Annotated in this window: 18 protein-coding genes; 6 read left to right on the top strand and 12 right to left on the bottom strand. The window is 54.3% G+C overall.

The genetic code is table 11. The features are described 5' to 3' along the window. Positions 1–64: 64 nt before the first annotated feature. The 3 genes from AC3ZPD_RS15300 to uvrB all read right to left on the bottom strand — a co-directional run bounded on the left by AC3ZPD_RS15300 (position 65) and on the right by uvrB (position 6,631). Complete coding sequence (locus tag AC3ZPD_RS15300) at positions 65–1,234, bottom strand: S1C family serine protease (RefSeq protein WP_490985137.1); 1,170 nt, start codon at positions 1,232–1,234, stop codon at positions 65–67. 524 nt (positions 1,235–1,758) lie between these two features. After that, positions 1,759–4,620, bottom strand: a complete 2,862-nt coding sequence (uvrA, locus tag AC3ZPD_RS15295; RefSeq protein WP_490985136.1) for an excinuclease ABC subunit UvrA — start codon at positions 4,618–4,620, stop codon at positions 1,759–1,761. Between the two features lie 16 nt (positions 4,621–4,636). Continuing rightward, positions 4,637–6,631 carry an excinuclease ABC subunit UvrB gene (gene uvrB, locus AC3ZPD_RS15290; RefSeq protein ID WP_490985135.1) on the bottom strand — a complete coding sequence of 665 codons (1,995 nt, stop codon included), beginning with the start codon at positions 6,629–6,631 and terminating at the stop codon, positions 4,637–4,639. A 389-nt stretch (positions 6,632–7,020) separates the two neighbouring features. Between uvrB and AC3ZPD_RS15285 the strand changes: the two genes are divergently transcribed. Continuing rightward, the gene (locus AC3ZPD_RS15285; protein ID WP_490985134.1) at positions 7,021–7,824 is read left to right on the top strand and encodes a flagellar motor protein; all 804 of its coding nucleotides are present in this window, start codon (positions 7,021–7,023) and stop codon (positions 7,822–7,824) included. Further along, complete coding sequence (locus AC3ZPD_RS15280; protein ID WP_490985133.1) at positions 7,821–8,633, top strand: flagellar motor protein MotB; 813 nt, start codon at positions 7,821–7,823, stop codon at positions 8,631–8,633. Before AC3ZPD_RS15285 ends, AC3ZPD_RS15280 begins: the two co-directional genes overlap by 4 nt. 96 nt (positions 8,634–8,729) lie before the next feature. On the opposite strand, the gene AC3ZPD_RS15275 is transcribed toward AC3ZPD_RS15280, so the two are convergent. Then, the gene (locus AC3ZPD_RS15275) at positions 8,730–9,359 is read right to left on the bottom strand and encodes a nitroreductase family protein (RefSeq protein WP_490985132.1); all 630 of its coding nucleotides are present in this window, start codon (positions 9,357–9,359) and stop codon (positions 8,730–8,732) included. A 211-nt stretch (positions 9,360–9,570) separates the two neighbouring features. On the opposite strand from AC3ZPD_RS15275, the gene AC3ZPD_RS15270 reads away from it, so the two are divergent. Continuing rightward, complete coding sequence (locus tag AC3ZPD_RS15270; protein ID WP_490985131.1) at positions 9,571–10,767, top strand: GNAT family N-acetyltransferase; 1,197 nt, start codon at positions 9,571–9,573, stop codon at positions 10,765–10,767. 193 nt (positions 10,768–10,960) lie between these two features. On the opposite strand, the gene AC3ZPD_RS15265 is transcribed toward AC3ZPD_RS15270, so the two are convergent. From AC3ZPD_RS15265 to ftsE, 5 genes are all read right to left on the bottom strand, one after another. Then, entirely contained in the window at positions 10,961–12,274 is a 1,314-nt protein-coding gene (locus AC3ZPD_RS15265; protein ID WP_490985130.1) for a PDZ domain-containing protein, read from the bottom strand. Between the two features lie 93 nt (positions 12,275–12,367). Further along, positions 12,368–13,852 (bottom strand): S41 family peptidase, encoded by a 1,485-nt coding sequence (locus AC3ZPD_RS15260; protein WP_490985129.1) that lies wholly within the window; start codon positions 13,850–13,852, stop codon positions 12,368–12,370. Positions 13,853–14,041: 189 nt separating this feature from the next. Beyond that, positions 14,042–15,310 (bottom strand): murein hydrolase activator EnvC family protein, encoded by a 1,269-nt coding sequence (locus tag AC3ZPD_RS15255; protein WP_490985128.1) that lies wholly within the window; start codon positions 15,308–15,310, stop codon positions 14,042–14,044. A gap of 48 nt (positions 15,311–15,358) precedes the next feature. Next, on the bottom strand, positions 15,359–16,279 hold the full coding sequence (gene ftsX / locus AC3ZPD_RS15250; protein WP_490985127.1) for a permease-like cell division protein FtsX: 921 nt from the start codon (positions 16,277–16,279) through the stop codon (positions 15,359–15,361). Further along, positions 16,269–16,955, bottom strand: a complete 687-nt coding sequence (gene ftsE, locus AC3ZPD_RS15245) for a cell division ATP-binding protein FtsE (protein ID WP_490985126.1) — start codon at positions 16,953–16,955, stop codon at positions 16,269–16,271. The genes ftsX and ftsE overlap by 11 nt, the downstream gene beginning before the upstream one ends. 245 nt (positions 16,956–17,200) lie before the next feature. Between ftsE and AC3ZPD_RS15240 the strand changes: the two genes are divergently transcribed. Further along, positions 17,201–18,619: a VanW family protein gene (locus AC3ZPD_RS15240; RefSeq protein WP_490985125.1), complete on the top strand. Its 1,419-nt coding sequence runs from the start codon at positions 17,201–17,203 to the stop codon at positions 18,617–18,619. A gap of 215 nt (positions 18,620–18,834) precedes the next feature. Further along, positions 18,835–20,049 carry an LLM class flavin-dependent oxidoreductase gene (locus AC3ZPD_RS15235; protein ID WP_490985124.1) on the top strand — a complete coding sequence of 405 codons (1,215 nt, stop codon included), beginning with the start codon at positions 18,835–18,837 and terminating at the stop codon, positions 20,047–20,049. 162 nt (positions 20,050–20,211) lie between these two features. On the opposite strand, the gene AC3ZPD_RS15230 is transcribed toward AC3ZPD_RS15235, so the two are convergent. Beyond that, positions 20,212–21,690, bottom strand: a complete 1,479-nt coding sequence (locus AC3ZPD_RS15230) for a sensor histidine kinase (RefSeq protein ID WP_490985123.1) — start codon at positions 21,688–21,690, stop codon at positions 20,212–20,214. Further along, entirely contained in the window at positions 21,687–22,415 is a 729-nt protein-coding gene (locus AC3ZPD_RS15225; protein WP_490985122.1) for a response regulator transcription factor, read from the bottom strand. The genes AC3ZPD_RS15230 and AC3ZPD_RS15225 overlap by 4 nt, the downstream gene beginning before the upstream one ends. A gap of 155 nt (positions 22,416–22,570) precedes the next feature. Between AC3ZPD_RS15225 and AC3ZPD_RS15220 the strand changes: the two genes are divergently transcribed. Next, complete coding sequence (locus AC3ZPD_RS15220) at positions 22,571–23,332, top strand: hypothetical protein (protein WP_490985121.1); 762 nt, start codon at positions 22,571–22,573, stop codon at positions 23,330–23,332. Positions 23,333–23,480: 148 nt separating this feature from the next. Here AC3ZPD_RS15220 and AC3ZPD_RS15215 read toward each other — a convergent pair whose 3' ends face one another. Then, positions 23,481–25,085: an MDR family MFS transporter gene (locus AC3ZPD_RS15215; RefSeq protein WP_490985120.1), complete on the bottom strand. Its 1,605-nt coding sequence runs from the start codon at positions 25,083–25,085 to the stop codon at positions 23,481–23,483. Positions 25,086–25,095 lie beyond the last annotated feature (10 nt).

Genomic DNA, 25,095 nt, shown 5'->3' with positions numbered 1-25,095 from the left:
CCTTGGATTTTCCTGAAGCCCGTAACACGCCGGTATGCAAGCTAAGGGCACCGCCTTTTTGCTTCTATTCGTCGTCCATCGAACCCGAGTCAGAATCGCTGCCGCTGTCATCCAGCGTCAGGACGAGACTGCGTTTCACGATGTCGCCGCCCGACTGCATCCATAGAGATACGGTTTGGCCCGGCTTGTATTTCTTAAGCTGTTCATTCAGATCTACTATCGAAGTAAGGGAGGTATTATTTAATTTATAAATTTGATCTCCTGCTTTAATCCCGGCCTTGCGCGCAGATGCGGAGCTGACGCTGACCACCGTCAAAGGATCGTGGCTAGGCAGCCCGATTTCGGCGGACCAGCCCTCCTGAAGCGTTACGCCAAGCGACGGGCGGTGAACCTCGCCGTAAGCAAACAGCTGATTGATCACATAACGGACGGTATCAAACGGAATGGAAAAACCCAGATTCTCGACGCCAACCGCTTCATATTTCATCGAATTGATGCCGATCACTTCGCCTTTCATATTCAGCAGCGGTCCGCCGCTGTTGCCCGGGTTAATGGCGGCATCCGTCTGGATCAGGCGGTAGGAAGCGTTCACCGCACGGTTAATGCCGCTGACAATCCCCTCCGTTGCCGATCCGCGCAGGGAGAAGGAAACCGGCGTGCCAAGCGCCACAACTTGTTCGCCTACCTGCACAGCTCTTCCCGCAGGCGCTAACGCCGCCGGTTTAAGGCCTGCTGCCTGAATATGAATAAGCGCCAAATCACTCGGTACGTCTATGTACGATTTATCGATTTCATATTGTTTGCCGGATGAAGTCACGACCGTCGGATCCACGATGCCGTTCACGACGTGGGCATTTGTGATGATCCAGCCGTCGGCTTTAATAATGACCCCGGTGCCATGGGCCAGGTTATAGCTCCCCGTCTCCATGCTGGAATCGTTATAACTGTCTTCTGAATCCGGATCATCATCGGTGTCCGCGGCCTCTCCGATAATGCCTACCACGGAGGGCGTTAATTTCTGAATAATCCCCGGAACGGGATTTGCGGCAGCTGCGGCGGCGCTTGGTTTAAGGCCGGTGCTGGCTGCAGTCTTGGCGGCAGCGGATTTTGGGCCGGCCGTTGTTCCTTTAGTTCCGGTGGTTGATGCTTGCGCCATGACTTCAAGCGATCCTCCGGCTAGCATGATGGAGGCCAGCAGCAGAGCTGCCATACTGATTTTTCTGGTTATTTTCATCGGCTTGATCCTTCCCCTCAAATAGCATACCTAACGTTTCATATGCTTTTATCTATCTATAAAAAAGAACTTGCTGGTCGCGTTTTGCGTTACGGTCCAAATCTCGCAAGTTCATTTTATTCAGCAATTGCTATCGATGTGGTAGATACCAAATGTAACACAGTTTATAGAACGAAACAATTATTGGAATCGGGGTGGAATTGTAAAATTTCAGTCAAAAAAACCTGATCTGACAAGGCTTTCCGGCTTCCGACAAAACTCCGCTTCTTTCTGTGCGGATGGTCAGTCCACGATCGTCGTCTATGATTCTAGCAAGCCTTTCTTCTACAAAAAGGGAATGCCCGGCATACGAAAACAAAAGAAAGAGAAGCGGCAGACTTCTTAGGTTCTGCCGCTCCCTTCCGCTAACGATTCCAAACTTATGACTTGATTCTGGCTGAATGCCTGTTAAGGAATACTTTTGGCGGTTCATGCTGATGAAAGGTCATTTATACCGGCGCAGGATCACTTAAACCGGTGTAGGATTACTTCTGCAGCTGCAGCAGCTCCTCGCTCCGTTTGGTGTCTCTCTCCAGGATCGGCTTCAAATACCGGCCGGTGTAGGATTCTTCTACCTTCACGATTTGCTCCGGCGTACCGGTCGCTATGATGGTGCCGCCGCCGCTGCCGCCTTCCGGTCCCAGGTCAATGATGTAATCCGATGTCTTGATGACATCCAGATTATGTTCAATGACCACAACCGTTTCTCCGGATTCCACGAGGCGCTGCAGCACAACCAGCAGACGGTCGATATCATCGACATGCAGACCCGTTGTCGGCTCGTCCAAGATGTAGATCGTTTTGCCCGTACTTCGGCGGTAAAGCTCGGAAGCAAGCTTCACGCGCTGCGCTTCGCCGCCGGACAACGTCGTAGCCGGCTGACCGAGCTTCACGTAGCCGAGACCCACGTCCAGCAAGGTTTGCAGCTTGCGGTGAATTTTCGGAATGTTCTGGAAAAATTCCGTTGCATTTTCGATGGTCATTTCCAGCACATCCGCAATGCTTTGCCCTTTATACTTCACTTCCAGCGTTTCCCGGTTATAACGTTTACCTTTGCAGACTTCGCAAGGCACGTAAATATCCGGCAGGAAGTGCATTTCGATTTTGATGATCCCGTCGCCGTTGCACGCTTCACAGCGGCCGCCTTTGATGTTGAAACTGAAGCGGCCTTTCTTGTATCCGCGAATTTTCGCTTCGTTGGTCTGGGAGAACAGGTCCCGGATGTCATCAAATACGCCGGTATAAGTAGCCGGGTTGGAACGCGGCGTTCTGCCGATCGGCGACTGGTCGATATCAACGACCTTCTCGACGTTCTCCAGCCCGCGCATTTCTTTGTATTGGCCCGGACGGACCTTCGCTTTGTTCAGGTCGCGCGCCAGCGTTTTATACAAGATTTCGTTGACCAGCGTGGATTTACCCGAACCGGATACGCCGGTCACGGACGTGAAGACCCCGATCGGGAACTTCACATTGATGTTCTTCAAATTGTTCTCTTTCACGCCGCGGACTTCGATCCAGCGGTTATCCGTCTTCCGCCGCTCCAAAGGAACCGGAATAAACCTCTTGCCGCTCAAATATTGGCCCGTCAACGATTTCGGGTCATTCATGACCTCCTGCGGCGTTCCCTGGGAGATCACTTGTCCACCATGGATGCCTGCCCCTGGCCCGATATCGATAATATAATCGGAGGCCAGCATCGTATCCTCGTCATGTTCGACGACGATCAACGTATTGCCGAGATCGCGCATTTGGCCGAGCGTGGCAATAAGCTTGTCGTTATCCCGCTGGTGCAGCCCGATGCTGGGCTCGTCCAAAATGTACAACACGCCCATCAGCTGCGAGCCGATTTGCGTCGCCAGGCGGATCCGCTGGGCTTCGCCGCCGGACAACGTGCCTGCCGCACGGCTCATCGTCAGATAATCCAGGCCGACGTTCACAAGGAAGCCGAGACGGCTGTTGATTTCCTTCAGGATCAGGTTGGAAATCGCTCGGTCTTTCTCATTCAATTCCAGACCGCTAAAGAAGTTCATCGCATCCCCGATCGACAAATCCGTCACATGGGCAATATTCGCCGTACCCACCGTAACGGCCAGCACTTCTCGTTTCAAGCGGTGCCCTTTGCACGTTTCGCAAGGTTTGGCCGCCATAAACCCTTCAATATATTCGCGTATGCCTTCCGAGCCGGTTTCCCGGTAACGGCGCTCCAGATTGTTTACAATGCCTTCAAAGGTCACGTACGCGTCTTTGCTTTGACCAAAATCATTGGTATACCGGAAGCGGACTTTCGTTTGGCCTGTACCGTACAACAAAATCTTCATTTGCTCTTTGGTCAGCTCCGAAACGGGAACGTCCATCGGAATATCGTAATGCTCGGCGACCGATTTCAGGAACTGCGGATAATAGTTCGAGTACCCGCCGGCCCAAGCTTCAAAAGCGCCGTCCTCAATGCTTTTGCTATCGTCCGGAACGAGCAGGTCCGGGTCGATGACCATTTTAACGCCAAGGCCGTCGCAATCCGGACAAGCCCCGAACGGGCTGTTGAACGAGAACATCCGCGGCGCCAGTTCCTCAATGCTAAAGCCGCAGATCGGGCAGGCATAGTTGGAGCTGAACCGAAGCTCCTCCTGGCCCATAATATCGACGAGCAGCTGGCCGCCGGACATTTTCAGCGCGGTTTCGATGGAGTCCGCCAGACGGGAAGCCACGTCTTCTTTAATCACGATCCGGTCGACAACGACCTCGATCGTATGTTTTTTATTTTTCTCAAGTTCGATGTTCTCCGAAAGGTCCCGGATTTCTCCATTGACGCGTACGCGTACAAACCCCTGCTTGCCGATCTCGGTGAACAAACTTTTGTGCTCGCCTTTACGGCCGGAAACGACCGGGGCCAAAATCTGCAGCCGAGTTTTCTCCGGGTACTGCAAAATCCGGTCCACCATCTGCTCGACCGTCTGCGAGGTGATTTCCACGCCGTGGTCCGGGCAATGAGGTTTGCCGATGCGCGCAAAAAGCAGGCGCAAATAGTCATAAATCTCCGTTACCGTCCCTACGGTGGAACGCGGGTTGCGGCTGGTCGTCTTCTGGTCGATCGAAATCGCCGGGGACAAACCTTCAATGGAGTCCACATCCGGCTTCTCCATCTGGCCGAGGAACTGGCGGGCGTAAGCGGACAAAGATTCCACATAGCGGCGCTGCCCTTCCGCGTAAATCGTATCAAAAGCGAGGGACGATTTGCCCGAGCCGCTGAGGCCCGTAATGACAACCAGCTTGTCGCGCGGAATGGTGATGTCGATATTTTTCAAATTGTGGGCTCTTGCGCCCTTCACAACGATATTCTCAAAAGCCATGTTTCCTTTATCCTCCTTATTCCGCCTTCAGTTCCAGCATCGCGTCGCGCAGCTGTGCGGCCCGTTCGAACTGCAGGTTCTTCGCTGCTTCCTTCATTTCGGCTTCCAGACGTTTGATCACCGCTTCGCGGTCGCGTTTGCTGAGCTTCTTGCCCGCGCCGTCCGGCAGATAATCCTCTTTGCTTTCGGCCACCTTCGTCGCTTCGATGACGTCGCGCACCTTCTTGCGAATCGTCTGCGGCGTAATGCCGTGTTTCTCATTGTAAGCCATCTGAATGCTGCGGCGGCGTTCCGTCTCCTTGATCGCTTTATCCATGGAATCGGTAATTTTGTCCGCATACATAATGACGCGCCCATCCGAGTTCCGCGCGGCCCGGCCGATCGTCTGAATCATCGAACGCTCGGAGCGCAGGAAACCTTCCTTATCCGCATCCAGAATCGCCACCAGCGAAACCTCCGGCAAATCGAGGCCTTCGCGAAGCAGGTTGATCCCAATCAGCACATGGTAAACCCCAAGGCGCAGATCCCGAAGCAGGGCCATACGTTCCAGCGTTTTGATATCGGAGTGCAGGTACCGCACCTTGATGCCGATTTCCTTCAAATAATCCGTCAGGTCCTCGGACATTTTTTTCGTTAACGTAGTAACAAGCACGCGTTCATCCTTCTCGATCCGGTCGCGGATTTCGACGATCAGGTCGTCGATCTGGCCTTTGGTCGGCCGCACCTCGATAATCGGATCCAGCAGCCCCGTCGGACGGATGATCTGCTGCACCATCTCCGGAGTATGTTCCAGCTCATAAGGACCCGGAGTCGCGGAAACATAAATGATCTGGCTCACTTTCTCTTCAAATTCCTCGAATTTGAGCGGCCGGTTGTCCAGCGCCGAAGGCAAGCGGAAGCCGTGCTCCACGAGCACCGTTTTGCGCGCCTGGTCACCGTTGTACATGGCCCGGATCTGCGGCAGCGTCACGTGGGATTCGTCGATCACGACAAGCATATCGTCCGGAAAATAATCCATCAGCGTATACGGCGTAGCGCCCCGTTCGCGGAAGGTCAGCGGTCCCGAGTAGTTCTCGATGCCGGAGCAAAAGCCGACTTCCTTCATCATCTCGATGTCATAACGCGTGCGCTGCTCCAGACGCTGGGCCTCCAGCAGCTTGCCTTGGCCTTTGAGCTCCTCAAGACGCTGCTCCAGCTCGCGTTCGATGTTCACCAGCGCCACCCGCATGGTTTCTTCCTGGGTAACGAAGTGAGACGCCGGGAAAATCGCAACATGATCGCGTTCACCGATCAGCTCGCCGGTCAGCACGTCGATTTCGGTAATCCGTTCAATTTCATCGCCGAAAAATTCCACCCGGATCGCATGTTCACTCTTCGAAGCGGGGAAAATCTCGATCACGTCGCCGCGGACGCGGAACGTGCCGCGTACAAAGTTGATGTCGTTGCGCTGGTACTGAATGTCCACCAGCCGCGACAAAATCTGATTTCTCGGCTTCTCCATGCCGACGCGCAGCGACAGCAGCAGGTTGCCGTATTCGATCGGGGAACCGAGGCCGTAGATGCAGGACACGCTGGCCACGATAATGACGTCGCGGCGTTCGAACAGCGAACTCGTCGCCGAGTGGCGGAGTTTGTCGATTTCTTCATTAATGCTGGAGTCCTTCTCGATATAAGTATCGGAGGAAGGAATATAAGCTTCAGGCTGATAATAATCGTAGTAGCTGACGAAATAATCAACCGAATTGTTTGGGAAAAATTCTTTAAACTCGCTGGCCAGCTGGGCCGCGAGCGTTTTGTTATGGGCGATCACAAGCGTCGGACGGCCCAGCTTCGCAATCGTGTGGGCAATGGTAAACGTCTTGCCCGTACCTGTTGCGCCGAGCAGCGTCTGATGTTTCTTGCCCTGTCTTACGCCCTCCACCAGCTCCTCAATCGCCGCAGGCTGGTCGCCCTGCGGCTGAAAATCGGAAATCAGCTCAAATTTCTGGTTACTGACAACAATTTCACTCATTGTCCAACATCACCCTTATCGTCTAAAATGAAAACTATGATTGTTTCTGTATGTCAACTTTCTGCATCATTCGATATCATCCGCCAAGGGTATAAATAAATAATGAAACATTCATCCTTTGTCCATGAAAAACAAATCAAGCGGATTAATGTTTTCTCAAGACATGCGTATGCAACAAAAACGGGTAACCTTCGCCGATAAAGTGTAAGAAGGCAACTCCGTTTCTGCATTCACCATTATATACCCGAATCTATATCTGTCATCCTATAAGAATGCGTGTTCCCATGTATTATAACTGTTTCATGGAATGGATGCAAACGGAAAGTCCAGGCAATACGCTGCTTGGATAAGCGGTTTATCCCGCCAACAATGAGGAGTGATCACTAAGCATGGATTTAATAACGATTATAGGCATATTGTTCGGACTTGCCGCCGTAGTGGGGGGGTTTTTATGGGAAGGAGGCCATATGGGCGGCCTTCTGCAGATGACCGCTGCGCTGATCGTATTCGGGGGCACCGCCGCCGCCGTTATGGTCAGCTTTTCTCCGGCCAAGCTGAAGACGATTCCCAAAGCGCTGGCGTTCGCCTTTTTCTCAAGCCGGCATGACTCGGAATCGCTGATTGAAGATATTTCCAATATGGCTTCCACCGTCCGGCGCAGCGGCGTGCTTGCTCTGGAGCGCCAGGGCGAAGCCCATCCTGACCCTTATTTGCGCGAAGGCATCCAGCTGGTGGTGGACGGAACGGACCAGCCGATCGTCAAGGAAATTATGGAGCTGGAAATCGACGCCCACGAAAGCCGCTGGGAAGGTTTCGCCAAAATCTTCGAAGCCGCCGGCGGATATGCGCCGACCATGGGCATCATCGGCACGGTCATGGGCCTCATCCATGTGCTGGGCAGCCTGCAGGAGCCGACGAACCTCGGCCCGTCGATCGCTTTGGCTTTTACCGCCACGTTATACGGCGTAGCCAGCGCCAACCTGATTTTTCTGCCGATTGCCTCCAAAATCAAGTCCCGCAGCGAGGAAGAAGTGCAGCGCATGGAGATGATCACGCTGGGCGTTCTCTCCCTGCAAAACGGCGACCATCCGCTGCTGCTCCGCAAAAAGCTTGAATCGTTTGCGGCGGGGCCGCGCGAAGCGGACAGACCTTATAAACGGCGGCGGAATCAGGAGGCCGAGGAGAGCTTATGAGACAGCGCGGGAACCGGAAACGCGGCAGCGGCGGAGACGGCAAAGACCGGTGGATGATTACTTACGCCGACCTGATTACGCTGCTGTTGATCTTTTTCGTCATTATGTATGCGATGAGCCGGCTCGACACGGAAAAATATAAAAACGTTACGCAGTCTCTGCAGCTGACCTTTAACAACAGCAGCGGCGGCAAATCGGTGCTGGAGGGCAACCCCGGCTTGACCGGTTCGGATATTCCGAACGCCAGCGACCATCCGGCCGCAAGCCCGGCGCCTTCCGCATCCGCCGCTCCCGGCGCCGGAGAAACGACGTTGTCGGACCGGGAGCTCGCCTTCCGCAAGCAGGAGGAGCAGCTGGCCAATCTGATGAAGATGATCCAGCAGTACGTGCAGGAGAACCATCTGGACAATCAGATTTTTGTAGCCGACAAGCCGCAGGGAATTGCCATAACGCTAAGCGACCAGTTTCTGTTTGATACCGGCAAAGCCGCCTTGAAGCCTGGTTCGGAAAAAACGCTGTCCCGGCTAGGTACCCTGTTCAGCAAGCTGGATACGGTAATCAGCATCGAAGGGCACACCGACAACCAGCCGATCCTTCATTCGTCCCAGTATAAAGACAACTGGGAGCTGTCGGGTGCGCGCGCCCTGTCGGTGCTGCGATATTTTCTGGATACGATGCATCTCAATCCGGACAACTTCCAATACGCAGGTTACGGGGACACTCACCCCGCCGCCGACAACTCCACCGCAGCCGGACGCCAGAAAAACCGCCGCGTGGAAATTACGGTGCTGCGCCAGCTGCAGCAGTGAGAGGAATTTTTCGGAAGAAGAAGGTTCATACAAAGCTTCCATAAAAATAAGGCTGTCCCGGGTCGTCATGCGACTTCGGACAGCCTCTATTTTTGCTTAGCTGAATTTGCCGAAGGTGACAAACTCGTTTACCGGCTTGCGGTAACCGCGCGGACGCTGTTTGGACGTATCCTCTTTCCCCAGCGTAATCATCAGCACCGGCAGCAAATGATCCGGGATATTCAGAACCTCTTTCACTTTAACCGGATCAAAACCGATCATCGGGCAGGTGTCCCAGCCCCGGTCCTTGGCGGTCAGCATAAACAGCATAGCCGATAGCGAGGCATTACGGATCGCTTCGTCATGGGCAAAACCATCGCCGGATCCTTTATAAAGATCTTCTACCATTTGCATCATCAGATCATAGTCGATCTTGCTGAGCATGCCCAGACTCAACATGCCGCCGTAAATTTCTTCGCCTTTCTTATGCGCCTCCATATCGCCGAGCACAATAATCGCAGCCGAAGACATCACTACTTTATGCTGCCCGTACGCCGCTTCTTTCAGTTGAAGTTTCAATTCCGGGTCGGTTACAGCCACGTAATGCGTATGCTGCAGGTTATAACAGGAAGGGGCGAAGCTGGTCATCCGGAACATCTCTGAAAGCTCCTGCTGGCTGATTTCAACATCGGTCTGAAATTTCATGGCGGAACGGCGGGATTTCACCAAATCATCGAAGGTACTCATATTCTCTCTCCTCTTTATGTATGAATGATAACTTCCAATTTCTAAAAATAAGTATCTTACTAAATTATAGTATTGAACACTTGAAAAAGTAAAGCGGTTTCTTCATAGTAAAAGTAGAAAAGAAAAGGATAAGGATAAACCTTCGGCGAATCACCGCCGGACGCATTCTTTTATCACACTCATTTTTATTGTCCGAACAGGAGGAAAGGTTATGGCTGACATTCGGGTGCTGAACACCCACGAGCTTGAGGAAGCCGTCGGGCTTTCGGATTTGGTTTTTCGGGACGGGGAGCAGAAATCGATGGGGGCGGCGTTCCCTTATATTTTTGCCGCAGAGGCTCCGGAATCCATCGGGGTTTATGAGGAGGGACGGTTAGCCGCATTTATGGGCATCGTGCCGGTTACTATTACGACAAGTGACGCCAAACTGGCAGTCTACTCCATCGGCTCCGTCTGCACGCATCCCGATGCCCGCGGAAAGGGCTATGCCAGCCAGCTGCTGGACCGGGCCATCCGCCATATGAGAAACGCCGGCGCTTCGCTGATGCTCGTATCCGGCGACCGTTCCTTGTATCTGCGCGCAGGCTGCCGTTTATTCGGCGGCACCAGAAAATATGTATTAAAGCCGTCTACTGAGGTTTTACCGATTTTGAATTTGGAAAAAAGCCCCGCGGCGGCCTATCAAGTCAGATCTGCGGAAGCTAAAGACCTGCTCGCCATGTCGGTTCTCCACGACCGGGAAGAAAGCCATTACGACCTGAGCCTGTATGACCTGTCCAGGCTGATGCAGGCCGAATCGCTGGCCAGCTGCTACAAGCTTTCCCATCAAACCTGGATAGCCGCCCGGGAAAATGGCGAAGCCGCCGCATTTGCCATCATCGGCGTCCCGTACGGCGACCATGTGGCTTCCGCGCCTAAGGTTATTGAAGCTGCCGGAGAACCAGCGGCTATTGCCGCCATCTGCCTGGAAGCGATGGCCCGCGGCGGACTGGAGTCGCTTGAATTTCCTGTCAGCCTCCACCGTACCGGACTGATCCAGGAGCTGGACCGCAGCGGCTTCCCTTCAGAAGCAGGATTTAATGAGGGAACGGTTAAAATTTTGGATCCCTCCGTCCTCTGGCAGCAGCTCCTTCCGCTTGTTACGGCAAAAAATCCGGGCGCTGCCCGGCTGACCGTTGCCGAAACGGCCACGTCGGCCCCAACCATGGAGGGATCGCAGGAACCGGCCGTCACGCTGCTGCTCGACGGCAAAACGGCGGCGGAGCTGACGATGGAGCAGTTCCACGCCTTGCTGTTCCAACACTCTGCCGGTCAGGAGGCTTTGGTCCTCCCGGCCGAAATTGAAGAGCTGCTGGAAGGCGTATTCCCGCTTCCATTTCCGTATACTGCCGGGCTTTATTATATTTAGCCGGCAGGCAAAACAAAACCGGGCTCAACTCCGCAAGGGCGGGAGTTGAGCCCGGCCGGTTTGTTTACGCTGGCGTGCACAGCCGCCAGCGCCTTCCGGCTGCAGGCTATGCCCTGCAGCCCATGGCTTGCCGCTGCGCGGATGCGGCGTTTCGCTGCCGCCTTATCCGCCCAGCGGCCAAACCCGAGCCGGCCTACAGCTTGGCCGGCTCCTCCTGCCCGCGCCCGGCTCCGCGGCTCCGGTCGCTGCGCGCCTCGGCGCTGCGCTTCGGCGACAGCAGCCCGAGCACCGACACCGCCCCTGGCCGCACCACGGCCGGGGCGTCTTCGTCCGGCGCGAGCACCACGCCAAGCTGGTGGTGCTCGCCGGCATAAATCGCGCGCTGCACGAATTTGACTTCCCCGGCGAGATTCAGCACCTCAAGCTTGCAAAACGCCGGGTTCATGCGCAGCGCTTCATGCAGTTCCTCTTTCGTGTTCACGGACGCCCCGTTCACACGAACGATCGTTTCGCCCGCGGCAATGCCGAGTTCGGCCGCCGGGCTTTCCGGTATAACCGCCAGCACGTTAAGCCCCCGCTGCGGATGGACAAAAAACGGGCTCCGGTTCTGTTCCTCGAACCGGCTGTACCAGATCAGCCCCTCGTGCAGCGCAAAAGCCAGCAGCGCCGCAACCAGCGTAAACCCGCCGAACCAGCGGGCGAGCAGCGCCGCCCCAAGCACCACGAGGCCATAAAACAGCAGGCGGCTTGACGTCAGCTTGACCTTCGCTTTCGGCAGCAGGCTGGTCGTCATTTCGGAGAAGCCGATCATGACCGGCAGACCGGCAAGCGCAAAACCTTCCTGCCAGCCTTCCCCGCCAAAAATCGGCGTCCATGGCAGCACGCTGCCCGCCGTATGGGCGGGAATCAGCAGGAATAGCGGAATCGGCCAAAGGCTTTGCATTTGGTAACCGCCGACCGGGCGGCCCCTTTTCCCCTCATAAAATAAAGGTCCCGCAAACGACGCTCCCTGCCAGCGAACCAACAGGGCTTCGGCAATATGCAGCAGACCCGCCAGGGCCAGCAGCGCCGGCACATTCAAATCGCGGATGGCCCCGAGGACTTCGGCTCCGAAGCCTGTCCCCGTCCCTTCGGGAAACAGGTTGACCACAAACTGAATGACGCCAAGCAGACCCGCGGCATAAGCCAAACAAAGATAACGGACCTTAAACAGCATCAGCAGGATCGAAGCGCCCCAGATGAGCAGCACTCCTTCCAGGCTGAGGTTCATGCCCAGAAATAAAGACACGATGGACACGCCTATGCCGGCAAGCAGTCCCCCGAGGAATGTCCTCCACGTTTGGAGCCCCCAGCGGTTTAACCGGACATGGAACAATTTCCGCTCCAGCAGCACCTGTCTGCGGTACTGCAGCGCGATCATAATAATCGAAATATAATAAAAAGGCTGCAGGAGCAGCTCGGCTCCGGCTTTAGCCAAGTTTGACAACCATTCCATAAGAAGATCCAAAGCGATCACTCTCCTTCAGCTTGCTGCATAAAAACAAAGAGGCCAGGCTTAAAAAAAGAGAAGGCTGCTTCCAGCCTTCCCAGCTTGATCTATTTATTTCGACGCGGGCGCCCCGATTTCCTTCCGGATTTCCGCATAGGCGCGATTGAGCTGCGCATCGTTGGCCGGATCGGCGATTTTCGTCACCAGAGCGGCCTCCAGCTGTTCGGCAGTCTGTTTGTCGATGCTGCCGCTTTCGGTCAGCTTATGGTCGACCTGGAACTGCTTGACCGCCGCTACCGTCTCCTGGCTGAAGTAACCGTCGTCGCGTCCCGGCTTGTAGCCGAGGCCCATCAGCATCGTTTGCGCGCTTTTTACGTCGTCGCCGTTGCTGTCATAGCTTAACGCCGCATCTTTATTGATGGGAGCCACCGAGAAATACGCCGGCTGGTCAACCGCGATATCCGGCTTGATTCCCTTCTTGTGGATCCATTCGGCATTAGGCGTCAGCCATTTGGCCATCGTAATTTTGATCAGGCTGCCGTCGCCGAATTCATTGTCGTAACTTTGCTGCACCGTGCCTTTGCCGTAAGTCGTTTCGCCGATCAGCTTGGCCCCGGCCGATTCTTTCAGCGCACCCGCCAAAATTTCCGAAGCGCTGGCGCTGCCTTTATTGGTCAGCACGACCACCGGATAAGATTTCCCTGTACTGGAGCCGGTTGAGATGGTTTTCTCCCGCTGGCCCGCTTTGTTCTCGACCTGCACGATCACTTTCCCTTTCGGCACCAGCTGTTCGGCCATGTCGACCACAACCGACAAAACGCCGCCCGGGTTGTTCCGAACGTCGATGATCAGCCCTTTCATGCCTTGGCTTTCCAGTTTGGTCAGCTCTGTCTTAAACCGGTCCGCCGTATTCATGGAGAATTCGGTCACTTCGATCAAGCCGATCTTATCGTCGGTCATCTTGGCGTTTACCGTTTCAAGCGCAATATCGTCCCGTTTAATATTAAAAACCATCGGCTCGGCCGTCCCGCTCCGCTGGACCTTGATCTCCACACTGCTGCCTTTCGGACCGCGGATTTTAGCCACCGCTTCGTTCAGGCTTAACCCTTCCAGCGACTCTCCGTTCACCGACAGCAAAATATCTTTGGCCCGGATGCCGGCCCTCTCCGCCGGAGAACCTTTTATCGGGGATACGACGACCACGTTGCCGTTATCCAGCGAAACCTCCGCCCCAATGCCGGAGAAGGAGCCCTGAATCTGCGAATTGAATTCTTGGGCCGTCTCTTTGCTCATATATGAGGAAAAAGGATCGTCCAGCGCGTCCATCATCCCCTGGATCGCCCCGTCTACCAGCTTGTCCGTGTCGACGTCCTGGTAGTAATTCTGTTTAACCAGCTTCAGTGCCGTTTCCACCTTGGCAATATCAGCTTTGCTGCTGCCGGACTGGCCTGAAGAAAGATTGGTTAGCAGGCCTGCGGTCGAGGCCGCGCTGCCGCTCGCCGTAAAATTCAGCTGGCCGGTAAACAGCAGGGTCAGCACGCTGCTGCCGAGCAGCGTTACTAGCATCAGCAGAATCACCGTCTGCTTCTTGAACATCAATCATGCACCGCCTTTTCGTTGTTCAGCTGTATCCTGTACCGGAAGGACCGGTTCATGATCACCGATTGTTCAGAAACGGATGCCCCTCCCTGAAACCTTTGGAGAAACATCCGTCCACAATTATCCACTCTATTATATTATATGTTCCGCTTGTCCGAAATATTTACGGAAAGGAAGCGGCATTCCTTAATAGGCCACAAAAGGCATCGGATCGGTCGGCTCTCCGTTGACGCGAACTTCGAAATGAAGGTGCGGGCCTGTCGATTGTCCCGTATTGCCGGATTCGGCAATCACGTCGCCCCGTTTGACCGTATCCCCTTTTTCTACTTTAAACTTGCTCAGATGACCATATACGGTCCACGTATTGTTGCCATGGTCGATGATGACGGCATTGCCGTAACCGCTGTACCATTCCGCCAGCACGACTACGCCGCCTTCAGCCGCATGGACGTCCGTTCCGATCGGCACGGCGAAGTCCACGCCGGCATGCAGCTTCTTCACCCCGGTAATCGGATGGATCCGGTAACCAAACGGCGAGGAGATGCGGGCATGTCCAACCGGAAGGCCCAGCGAACCGTCGCCTGTAGTGTACGAGCTTTCCGAGGAAGACGACGAGGTTTTGGAAGCGGCCGCTTTAGCCGCGGCTGCCTTCGCTGCCTGCTGTTTCTTGTACGTATAAATCTGATCGGCGCGAAGCTTGTTTTTCTCCTTCTCCAAAGCAGCCTGCTTGGTTACGAGTTCAACGAGCAGCTTGTCCTGCTCATCGCTGATATCGTCGCTTTCTTCCACCTGATCGCTGTATTTGGCAATCAGCTGCTGCTTCTCGTCTTCTTTATCGGCCAGAACCTGTTTGCGGGATTCCGCTTCGGCGTAAAGCTTTTTCGTTTTGGCATATCCCGCTTCCAGCTCTTTCTGCTCCTTCAGGACCAGTTCCTTGTCCTTCTTATGCTCCTCTAGCAGCTGCTTGTCCTGGTTGGCAATCGCCGTCAGGGAGTCGATCCGGTCAAGAAAATCGGAAAAGCTCGTCGAAGACAACACGACGTCCAGGTAAGAAACGGCGCCGTCCGTATACATCAGACGGACCCGGTTATCCAACAGCTTGCTGCGCTCCTGAATCCGCTGCTCCGTATCATCAAGCTCCTTGGCCGTTTTGCGCAGCTGCTCCTCCGAATCGCTGATATCTTTGGAGATGCTTGTCAGCTCATCGCTTACCGTTTTGATCTGGGCAAGCAAATCGTTTAAGTAATTTGTATTTTTATTGACGTAGTGCTGCGCAACCTGGCCGTCTTTCTCGGCCTGATCCTGCTTCGCCTGCGCCTGTTTGGCCTGCTCTTTAAGCGTTTTAAGCTCCTGATCGATCTGATCGATGGTTTTTTTTGCGGCGAAACTTGAGGTTGGCTGTACAAGCCCTATGGCCAAAACGATAACGGCAACGACAGAAATCCACTTTTTCAATATCCACTTCTCCGTTTCTGTATCAGTTTGACTTTCCGGCGACTGCAATTACACTTTTAAGAATTTACGAATCGACATGGTACTTCCCCAGACGCCGATCAGAACGCCGAGCAAAATGATTAACCCGCCTAACGGGTAGAAAAACTGCTGCAGGGGAACCAGCTTGAAACTCAGAGTAACGTCAAAGCCGATTGCATTCTCCAGCGTGTGATAACCGACGTAAAGCAGGGCCACGGTAACGAGCGAGCCGACGAGCCCGATCAAAGCGCCTTCGACAAAAAATGGCCATCGAATAAAATAGTTCGTTGCCCCGACAAGCTTCATAATGCTGATCTCCCTGCGCCGAGCCAAAATGGTGACCCGGATGGTATTGGAGATCAGGAACATGGCCATAAGCGCCAGGCCGGCCACAAACGCAATGCCGATATTCCGGACCAGTCGGGTTACTTTAAAGAGCTTCTCTACCGTTCCTTTACCATACCGGACTTTATAAATCGGCTGATCGCCTTCGCTGTACTGCTTGTTCAAATCTTCAATTTTGTTCGCTACAAAAGAAACCGTCGAAGGCTCGACAACCTCCACTTTGAGCGTGTCGGGAATCGGGTTGGTGTCCTCCGTATAACCTTCCAGCAAATCATCGCCGTCTGCGCCCAGTTTCGACCGGAGATCCTTCAGGCCCTGAGCTTTGTCCACGAAAGTCACTTTGCTGACTTCAGGCATGCTTTCAATAGTGGTCTGCAGCTGCTCCCTCGTCGCGTCTTTCACGCCGGTATTCAGAAAGGCGCTGATCTGGACCTGGCTGTCCGCATCGTCCGCAAAAGAGTTGACGTTGATCACCAGCAGGACAAATACGCCGAGTATAAATAAGGAAACGATGATAGACGTAATGGAGGCTACGGACATCCAGCCGTTGCGGAATACGTTCTTCATCCCCTCCCGCAAATGCCGCAAGAAGGTTCTAAAAGTCATATCCGTATTCTCCTCTCGGCTGGTCGCGCACGATGTTGCCGTGTTCGATGGCGATAACCCGCTTGCGCATCGTATTTACGATATCTTTGTTGTGCGTAGCCATCACGATGGTCGTGCCGCGGAAATTGATCTCGTCCAGGAGCTGCATGATCTCCCAGGACGTTTCGGGATCCAGGTTGCCGGTAGGCTCGTCCGCAATGATGACGGTTGGATTGTTCACGATGGCGCGCGCGATCGCCACGCGCTGCTGCTCACCGCCGGAAAGCTGCGCCGGCAGGCGATTCGCTTTGTTTTTCAGACCGACCAGATCCAGCACTTCCAGCACCCGTTTGCGGATGATCTTCTTCGGCGCTTCAATGACTTCAAGCGCAAAGGCCACATTCTCGTAAGCCGTCAGCTTGGGCAGAAGCCGGAAATCCTGAAAAATAACGCCGATGTTGCGGCGGACATAAGGGATTTTGCGTGGCTTCAGCTTGCCGATATTAAATCCGCTTACCGAAATTTGGCCTTTGGTGGGTACTTCTTCTCTATAGATAAGCTTCATGAATGTCGATTTCCCCGCACCGGAGGGACCAACAATATAAACAAATTCATTCCGGTCGATCTTGACGGATATCCCCTGAAGGGCATGGGCACCGTTCGGATAAGTCTTCCAGACGTCCTGCATTTCAATCACTGCATCACTTCCTAAATCTTGTTGATATAAATACAAATCGCAAAATGGCAACAGCTGTGGTTATACTTCGACACAATCCCGTCAATTCCTTTAAAACACGAGCAAATTCATCAGCCTGTTTTTTATTGTAACAAATTTGTTACCTTTTGAGTACCAAAATTTTTCCTGCTTTTCCTTCTTTCTTCCGCATATACATAAAAAATAAGTGTACAAACCCTTTATCAGAAGAGAGGGACAAACCGTTTATGAAGAACAGAAAACTGCTAATTTATATGCCCGCTTCCCTTCTGCTGGCCGCCGCGGCCGTTTGGGGGGCCCTGTTCTGGTATGCCGGACAAACTACGGTACCGCGCGGCGTTACGGCGGGCGGGCTGCCGATCGGGGGCATGGAGGTCAACCAGGTTTCCGCCGTGCTTGCCCGCGAGACGCAGTCGCTGCTTCGTCAGCCCGTCATGCTTGTCAGCCGGGATCCAAAGCTCTCCATCAAAGCGACCTGGGCCCGGGCCGGCATCAGCATGCAGTCAAAGGCTTTGCTTCAGGCGCTGAAAGGATTGCAGGAGGGCAATTTGTGGGAGAGGGTCAAATACCGCTATACCTTCGGGAAAAATTGGGCCCCCGTCATCCAATTTAACGAAGCGGTCTTAAAGAAATCGCTGAACGAGGAATGGGAAACACGGCAGTTCGGAGCCATGAAAAATGCCCAGCGGGTTATAAAACCGGGGGACCAGATCGGATATATTCCGGAGGTACAAGCTCTTCGCATTCAATGGGACCTTTTGGGGAAAGCCCTGCTAAATAAAGTGCCCCGCGTATTTGACGCCAATCCGGATCATGAAACCGCACAGGTCGAGCTCCCGCTGGCTATGGCGTCTCCGCCAGTCACCGTCGCCAGCCTGAAAGCGCAGGGCGTTGACCGCCGTGTCTCTCAGTTCACTACAAGGCTGTCCGGTTCATCCGGCAGGCTTCACAACGTCGATGCCGCGGCCAAAGTTATTGACGGCATGCTGCTTGCGCCGGGCGAGGTCTTCGACTACGCCGAGGTCGTACGGCGGGCTGAAAGCCAATACGGCTTCTGCGAAGCCCCGGTCATTGTCCAGGGACGCCTGACTCCGGGCGTCGGGGGCGGCATTTGCCAGGTTTCCGGCACCTTGTACGGGGCCGTCATCCGGGCCGGCCTTGAAATCGTGGAGCGGCGCAATCACTCCAAACCGGTCGGTTATCTGCCCAAAGGACAGGACGCTACTTTTTCCACCGGCTATATCAACTTTAAGTTTAAAAATAACACCTCCGGCTACCTGCTGATCAGCGCGAAATCGGGCAGCGGCAGCATGACCGTCAAGCTGTTCGGCAACCTGCCAAGCAATGTCCATTACACGATTCGCTCCCAAATCGTAAAGGTGCTGAATCCGGGCATCCGGTACGTCAGCAACCCCGCTTTGCCCGCCGGACTCCGCCAAACGCTCAAGCAGGGAACTCCCGGCTATATCGTGGAGACCTATCGCACCAAATGGACGGCAGGGAAAGCCGGCAAAGAAGAACGGATCTCTCGGGATACTTACCCGGCGCAGCCGTCGCTCGTAGCCGTGCATACCGCCGCCACCGACCCGGGGGCCGGGCAGACGCCTCCTGAACCGAACATTATTGAGGATGGAGTCAATCATTGATTTCTGGTTTCCGGCAGCTTCGGAGGAACCGCTGCCTCTGCCATTTCCTCTTTTATAAACCGGAATTCTTTCATTTCTCGCTTGATTTTGACAAAAATCACATTATAATGATCGTATATATCGGATTAAATATCGGAATTGGTTTTCCGAAATTCGGACTATTTGTTTTCGGCATCAGATTTCAGAATGGAACCTCAGTTAGGAGTAGATGCATAATGAGCGGCATATCCCAACCATCAGACGTTTTGCCTAAAGAATTGCTTCCGACCCCAAAGGAGCCGCAGCATTTCCAGGACAGCCCGTTGTCCCAAGCCTTCGCCCAACCGCTGATGCTTGGTCTTTTTTTACCTTTGCAAACCGGCGGCTGGTCCCAATCCACGCTTCCGAGAGGAACCGACTGGTCCTTTGAGTATAATGCGCGGCTGACGCAGCAGGCGGAGGACCTCGGCTTCGACATCGCCTTCGGCTTGTCGCAATGGCTTCCCAAAGGCGGTTTCGGAGGCGAGACGCATTACCGGGAAAATTTCCTTGATCCTTTCATTTCCGCTGTTGCTCTCGCGTCAGTGACCAAGCGGATTCTGCTCATGGGCACGATTCATGTTCTCTACGGGCCATGGCATCCGATGCATCTTGCAAAATTTCTGGCGACGGCCGATCACATCTCGAACGGCAGGTTCGGCGCCAATATCGTCACCGGGTATGCGGAGAACGAACCCGCCATGTTCGGAACCAGCCGGGGTAATCATGACCTTCGTTATGCCCAATCGGCCGAGTTCACCCAAATCTGCAACGCTTTATGGGCGGGGGAAGACAATTTGACTTACAGCGGGGAATTTTATTCCCTGGAAAATGCTTACGTCTCCCCGCGTCCTCGCTACGGACGCCCTGTACTTGCGACGGCCTCGGGATCGCCGGCCGGTTTCGATTACGCCTCCCGCTATTCGGACATCGTGTTTGTTTCCAGCCCTGCGGGGGAAAAGCTGGCGGACGCGCTGCCGAAGCTGCCCGCCCATGTCGCCAAGGTCAAGGATGCGGCCGCGGCTCGGGGCCGCGAGGTGCGAGTCATCATAAACCCGACGATTATCGTACGTCCGACCCGTGAAGAAGCTTTCGCTTATTACCAGTCCATCATGGACCATGCCGACCTGGAGTCCATCCGCAATTTCACGGCGCGCCACACGGCCGGAGACAGCCAGTCGTGGCTGGAGCATACGGCCAGAGGCCGTGCCGTCGGCGGGCATCTGCACATCATCGGTTCGCCGGAGGAGGTAGCCGAGCAGCTTCAGCAGCTCCATGCTACGGGCATCGACGGCATTCAGATCACTTTTTACGACTACGAGCCTGAGCTGGCCTATTTCGGAGAAGCCGTCATTCCTTTGCTGGAGCAGGCCGGACTGCGTCTACCCGTGTCTCCGGCCGGAAAGCCGTAAATCAGAAGCTTCTTATAGGCTGAACAAACATATAAATCAAAAAGCCTCAGTTAAATCAAAAAGCCACAGTCTTGACCTTCGAGACTGTGGCTTTTTGTATTGGAAATCAGAAGGATGGAAACGGATTGCTCCCCGACTGACGATCCCGATCAAAATTTTACGTCAGCTTATGGCCGAATAATCGTCCTCCGCCCGTCCCGGTTGAGGAAGGTTTGGGACGCCGCCCCAGGGCTGGACAGCCGGATCCAAGAGGGGAAGCCGGAATGAAAAAACCGCCCCCCCTTCTTTCAGATTGCCGGCTTCGATATGGCCGCCGCAGCGTTCCACGATCGCCCGGGAGATGGCAAGCCCCAACCCGTTTTCCCCGTTTTTCCCTTTAACGAATCTGTGAAATAAATGCGGAAGCAGCTCTTCGGAAATGCCCTGCCCGTCATCGGATACGGTTACAACCACGCTGTCTTCCTCGCCCTTCACATCGATTGCGATCCTTCCGGCCGCATGCCGGGTGGCGTTCATGGTCACATTCAGAAACGCTTGCAGCAGTTTATCCTGGTCGGCCCATACGAATAGCTGCTCGGCCTCCCTTTCGTCGTACATGATCTCCAGCGTTAACCCCTTCGAAGACAAGAGCGGATTGACGCGTTCAACGGTCTCATCCAGCAGTTCTTTGATCCCGACAGGAGCAGGGTGAAAAATATCCTCTTCACTATCCAGCTTCGCCAGCAGCGTCATTTCGGACACGATTCGGGTCAAGCGGCTGCTTTCGCTGAGGATGATGTCGAGGCCTTTGCGCATATTTTCCCCTTCGAAAACGCCGTCCCGAATCCCTTCCGTATACCCCGAAATGGACATTAAAGGAGTCTTCAGCTCATGGGAGGCATTCTGAAAAAATTGCTTTTGCACCCGGATGTACCGGTCCAGCTCGCCCGCCAGCTCATACACCACTTGAGCGACCGCTCCAATCTCCCCTCCCGCTTTTACCTTGCGCACATCTGCGAAACGGCGTTCCTTTACCTTCTTCAGCTCTTCGCGCAGCTTCATGAGAGGGCGGATCAGTTTTCGGGTAATCACCAAGCTGAGCATCAGGACAAGCCCTACGCCAACGCCGAGCACAATGAGCAGCCGCCCGAACAAGGTTCGTTCAAGCGAATTCACTTTGCTTACCGGAGTAACCAGCGTCAAGGTTCCTTGAGGGATCGCGCTGACATCTACAATGTAACTGCTGTCTTTACCGGTCTGCAGCGCCTGCAGCTTTTGGCTGTCAATCGAAACAGGGGCGGGCTGCAGGGTCGCAATAGGCATTACTTCACCAGACTTTGTAACCGTTGAAGCTTCGGGAAGCGTCCCCGACAACACGTTGCCTTCGGTATCCGAGACAATGGCCTGCACGCCGGCTGCAAGCGGCACGCCCGTTACCTGCAATTTTGATCCTGCTGTAAGGGTCCCAGGTTTCGTAACTAGACCCGAAACCGCCTGATTTTGAAGAGTCCCGGCGACGCTTGCTCCGATTGTTTTCATATCCTGCTTCTGTGCGTTAATCAGGTGATCCAGAAGCACAAAATGAATAATAACGGCCGTTGCTCCCAGCACAACGACAAGCAAAAGGCCAAACGCTAAGTTAATTTGATGAACCAGCTTCATAGTTTGTCCCCTTCCTCCGCGCGCAGGCGGTAGCCATGTCCCCAGACCGCCTCGATCGGCAGCTGTTCCAGTTTTTTGCGCAGTCTTTTAATCAGGTGGTCAACGGCCCGATCGCTGCCGAAATAATCATCGCCCCAGACCAGAACGAGCAGCTCTTCCCGGGTAAAAGCACGATTCGGATGCTGGGCGAACACCTGCAGCAAGGCGAACTCTTTAAAGGTCAAGTCTGCCTCCTTCTTGTCCCAAAAAGCGCGCCGCTCATCCGGATAAAGCTGCAGCGGGCCGATCTGGAGAAAGGCTTGCGGTGAACCCGCATCGGGAATCTGTCCATGTCCGGGCGGACGTTGCTTATAGGAACGCTGCAAATGTCTTTTTACCCGGGCCACAAGCTCTCTTGGGCTAAACGGCTTCACAAGGTAATCGTCGCTGCCCAGCTCAAGCCCCAAAATTTTGTCCACTTCGCGGTCCTTGGCCGAGATAATAATGATGGGCACATCGCCTTCCTGGCGGATACGCCGGCACAATTCATAGCCGTCCATCTCCGGCAGCATGATGTCGAGCACCCACAGATCAGGAGGATCCGTCCGCCAAAGCGTCCACGCTTCCTCCGCTGAAGACAACCCGATCGTCCGGAAGTTTTCTTTGATTAAATAAGCTTCGACAAGGTTTCGTATATGTTGATCATCGTCAACGACGGCGATGTAATAATCCTCCAAAGGTCCCATAGGTCTGACTCTCCTCTCCACAGCTTCATTATACCAACAGCGTTCCGAATTGCGGCACGTGCCATTGTTTTTCCACAATTTCACCAATCTCCCGCCATAGCTGGGCGGTATCTTTAAACGTGTAAGGCCAAACCAAACCAAAGGAGTGTTCAAACATGAACAACAAAAAGAAAATCGTATTCAAAAAAATCGCCTTGTCCGCTTTGATGGTATCCGCCCTTGGCAGCGCCGCTGCCATTGCGAATGCAGCCTCCGTATCTGACGTAAAGCCTGTCAAGGCCGCCGTCACCGCACCTGGTCATCTGGCTGTAAAGCTGCAGGATCCTTTGGCTGTCGCCAAACAATACGCGCCAGAGACAGCCGCAGCCTGGGAGAAACTCCTGAATGAATACAATGCGGTAATTTCTGAAAATACAGCAAGCCTGATCGCAAAATCTTCAGCAAGCCAAGACCTGACCGTAGTTCCTGTTCCAGGTGTCGACCTCAGCAGCATTGATGTTCAACCAGGAAAAGCTACTCCGGTTCCAGGCGTCAAAATCGATGCTTCCAAACTTTCGGGCATTACCAAGTCTACGACAGCCGCACCGGATGAAAGTCTTACGCTTGTCCCTGTTGAAGGCGACTTCGACTTCAGCAGCGTGGACGTTCAATCAGGCACAGCTACTCCAGTTCCAGGCGTCAAAATTGATGCTTCCCAATTTGCCGGTGCCGTTACCAAACCTGCTGGAACTCAAGATTCAAATTCTATGACCGGCGGATTAACAGAAGTTACGCCTGCAGCCGATTCCTTCCTTCAAAGACAATTCGACTTGGCTAAAGCCGTAGATTCCAAAGATGCCGATTCGATTAAAGCGGCCCTGTCTAAACTGTATACAGCGTATGAAACCCAGCTTAAACAAATGCAGGAATCGAAATAACCAATAGAATAATAGAGATATAGAAAAGGTTAGATTAGCAGCCGAGGGAGCAGGCTTTGTGTAAACCCCGGAAAATGATAAAGGGCCTCATCTTCCACGCTTTCGTGGAGGACGAGGCCCTTTTCAGCTTTTGTTCGGCTAATTGCCGTTAATGCATCGCCGTGTATTCTCCCTGGTCCTGGTCCTGTTCCGGCTCCAGCTTGTCGCGGCCCATAAACAAGGCCGCAATCAGGGCGAGCCCTGCCGGGAGAACTGCCCAGGCGAAGGTATGCACGATCGAGGAAGACAAAGCGCTTGTGATGCTTTCCAGCAGCTGGTGCGGAATCTGGCTCCGCGTTTCCGGAGAAAGCAGCGCATGCGGGTCGTTCAGATCGAGCCCCGGCGGCATTCCGCCGCCGGCGCTTCCCGCAGCTCCGGCCGCCGAACCTGCCGCATCGGTCCCTGCTCCGCTGCCCGCCGCGTCAGCGGCCGAGCCGGCCAAGGCCTCCATTTTCCGGCTGAACAAATGGCTTTGAATAATGCCAAACACGGTGATGCCCAGTGTCATACCCAGGGAACGCAGGAAGTTCAGCGTAGAGCTCGCGGTGCCCCGCTCTCTCGCCGGTACGGAAAACATCGCCGCATTGCTGAGCACAGAGAAGGAAGCTCCGATGCCAAGGCCGACCAGCACCATAAAGGCGCGAACGGTCCACATGTTGGATCCTTCGCCCAAGGTCGTCAGCAGCGCCAGCCCGATGACCAGCAGCGCCAGCGTCGGCAGCATAATCGTCCGGTATTTCAGCTTAGTCATCAGAAAACCGCCCATAGAGGCCGTCACGACCGAACCCAGCATCATCGGCAGCAGCACAAGACCGGAATTGGTCGCTTTACCGCCAAGCACACCCTGGATAAAAATCGGAATATAAACCGATGCCGTGATAAAAGCCGCCCCGCTGAATATCGCGATTACGTTGCTGGACCAATACACCTGCTTCCGGAACATGCCGAACGAAATAATAGGTTCGCGAGCGCTCCGTTCAGCAACCAGGAACAAGATTGTCAGCGCCACGAATCCCGCAAACAGAAGCAGGATCTGCCACGAATCCCAGGCATAGGTTTTGCCGCCAAGCTCCATGGCAAACATCAGGCACACGACGCCGCCGATCAGGCTGGCCGCGCCGGCCCAGTCGATCTGCTGCCGCTGATGCTGATGCGACTCCTTATAGAAGAAAGCGATAAATACAAACGCAATCAAACCTAACGGGAGATTGATGTAGAACACCCACTCCCAGGCCGCATATTCGGTCAAATAAGCCCCAATCAGCGGACCAAAAATGCTGGACAAGCCGAATACCGCGCCAAACAAGCCGCCCAGCTTGCCTCTCGATTCCGCCGGAACGGCGTCAAACATGATGGTGAACGCGATCGGCACCAGCGCGCCGCCCCCGATCCCCTGGATCGCCCGGTAAATGCTGAGCTGCACGATGGAAGTTGCGGTTCCGCACAAAGCCGAACCCAGCATAAACACGATTATCCCGAACACAAAAAATCTCTTCCGGCCATACATATCCGACAACTTGCCAAAAATCGGCATCCCCGCCATTTCGGCCACCATATAAGCCGAGGTTACCCAGACGAACTTATCCAGGCCGCCCAGCTTGCCGACAATGTCGCCCATTGCCGTCGCCACGATGGTGTTGTCCATCGATGCCATCAAAATGCCGAGCAGCAGGCCTGCCAGCACAAGGCCCATGTTATTTTTACTCGCCGACACCAGGTCACTC

It is taken from the genome of Paenibacillus mobilis (assembly GCF_058267595.1).
The sequence above is the reverse complement of the archived record's forward strand: the minus strand, read 5'-3'. Positions and strand labels throughout refer to the sequence as shown.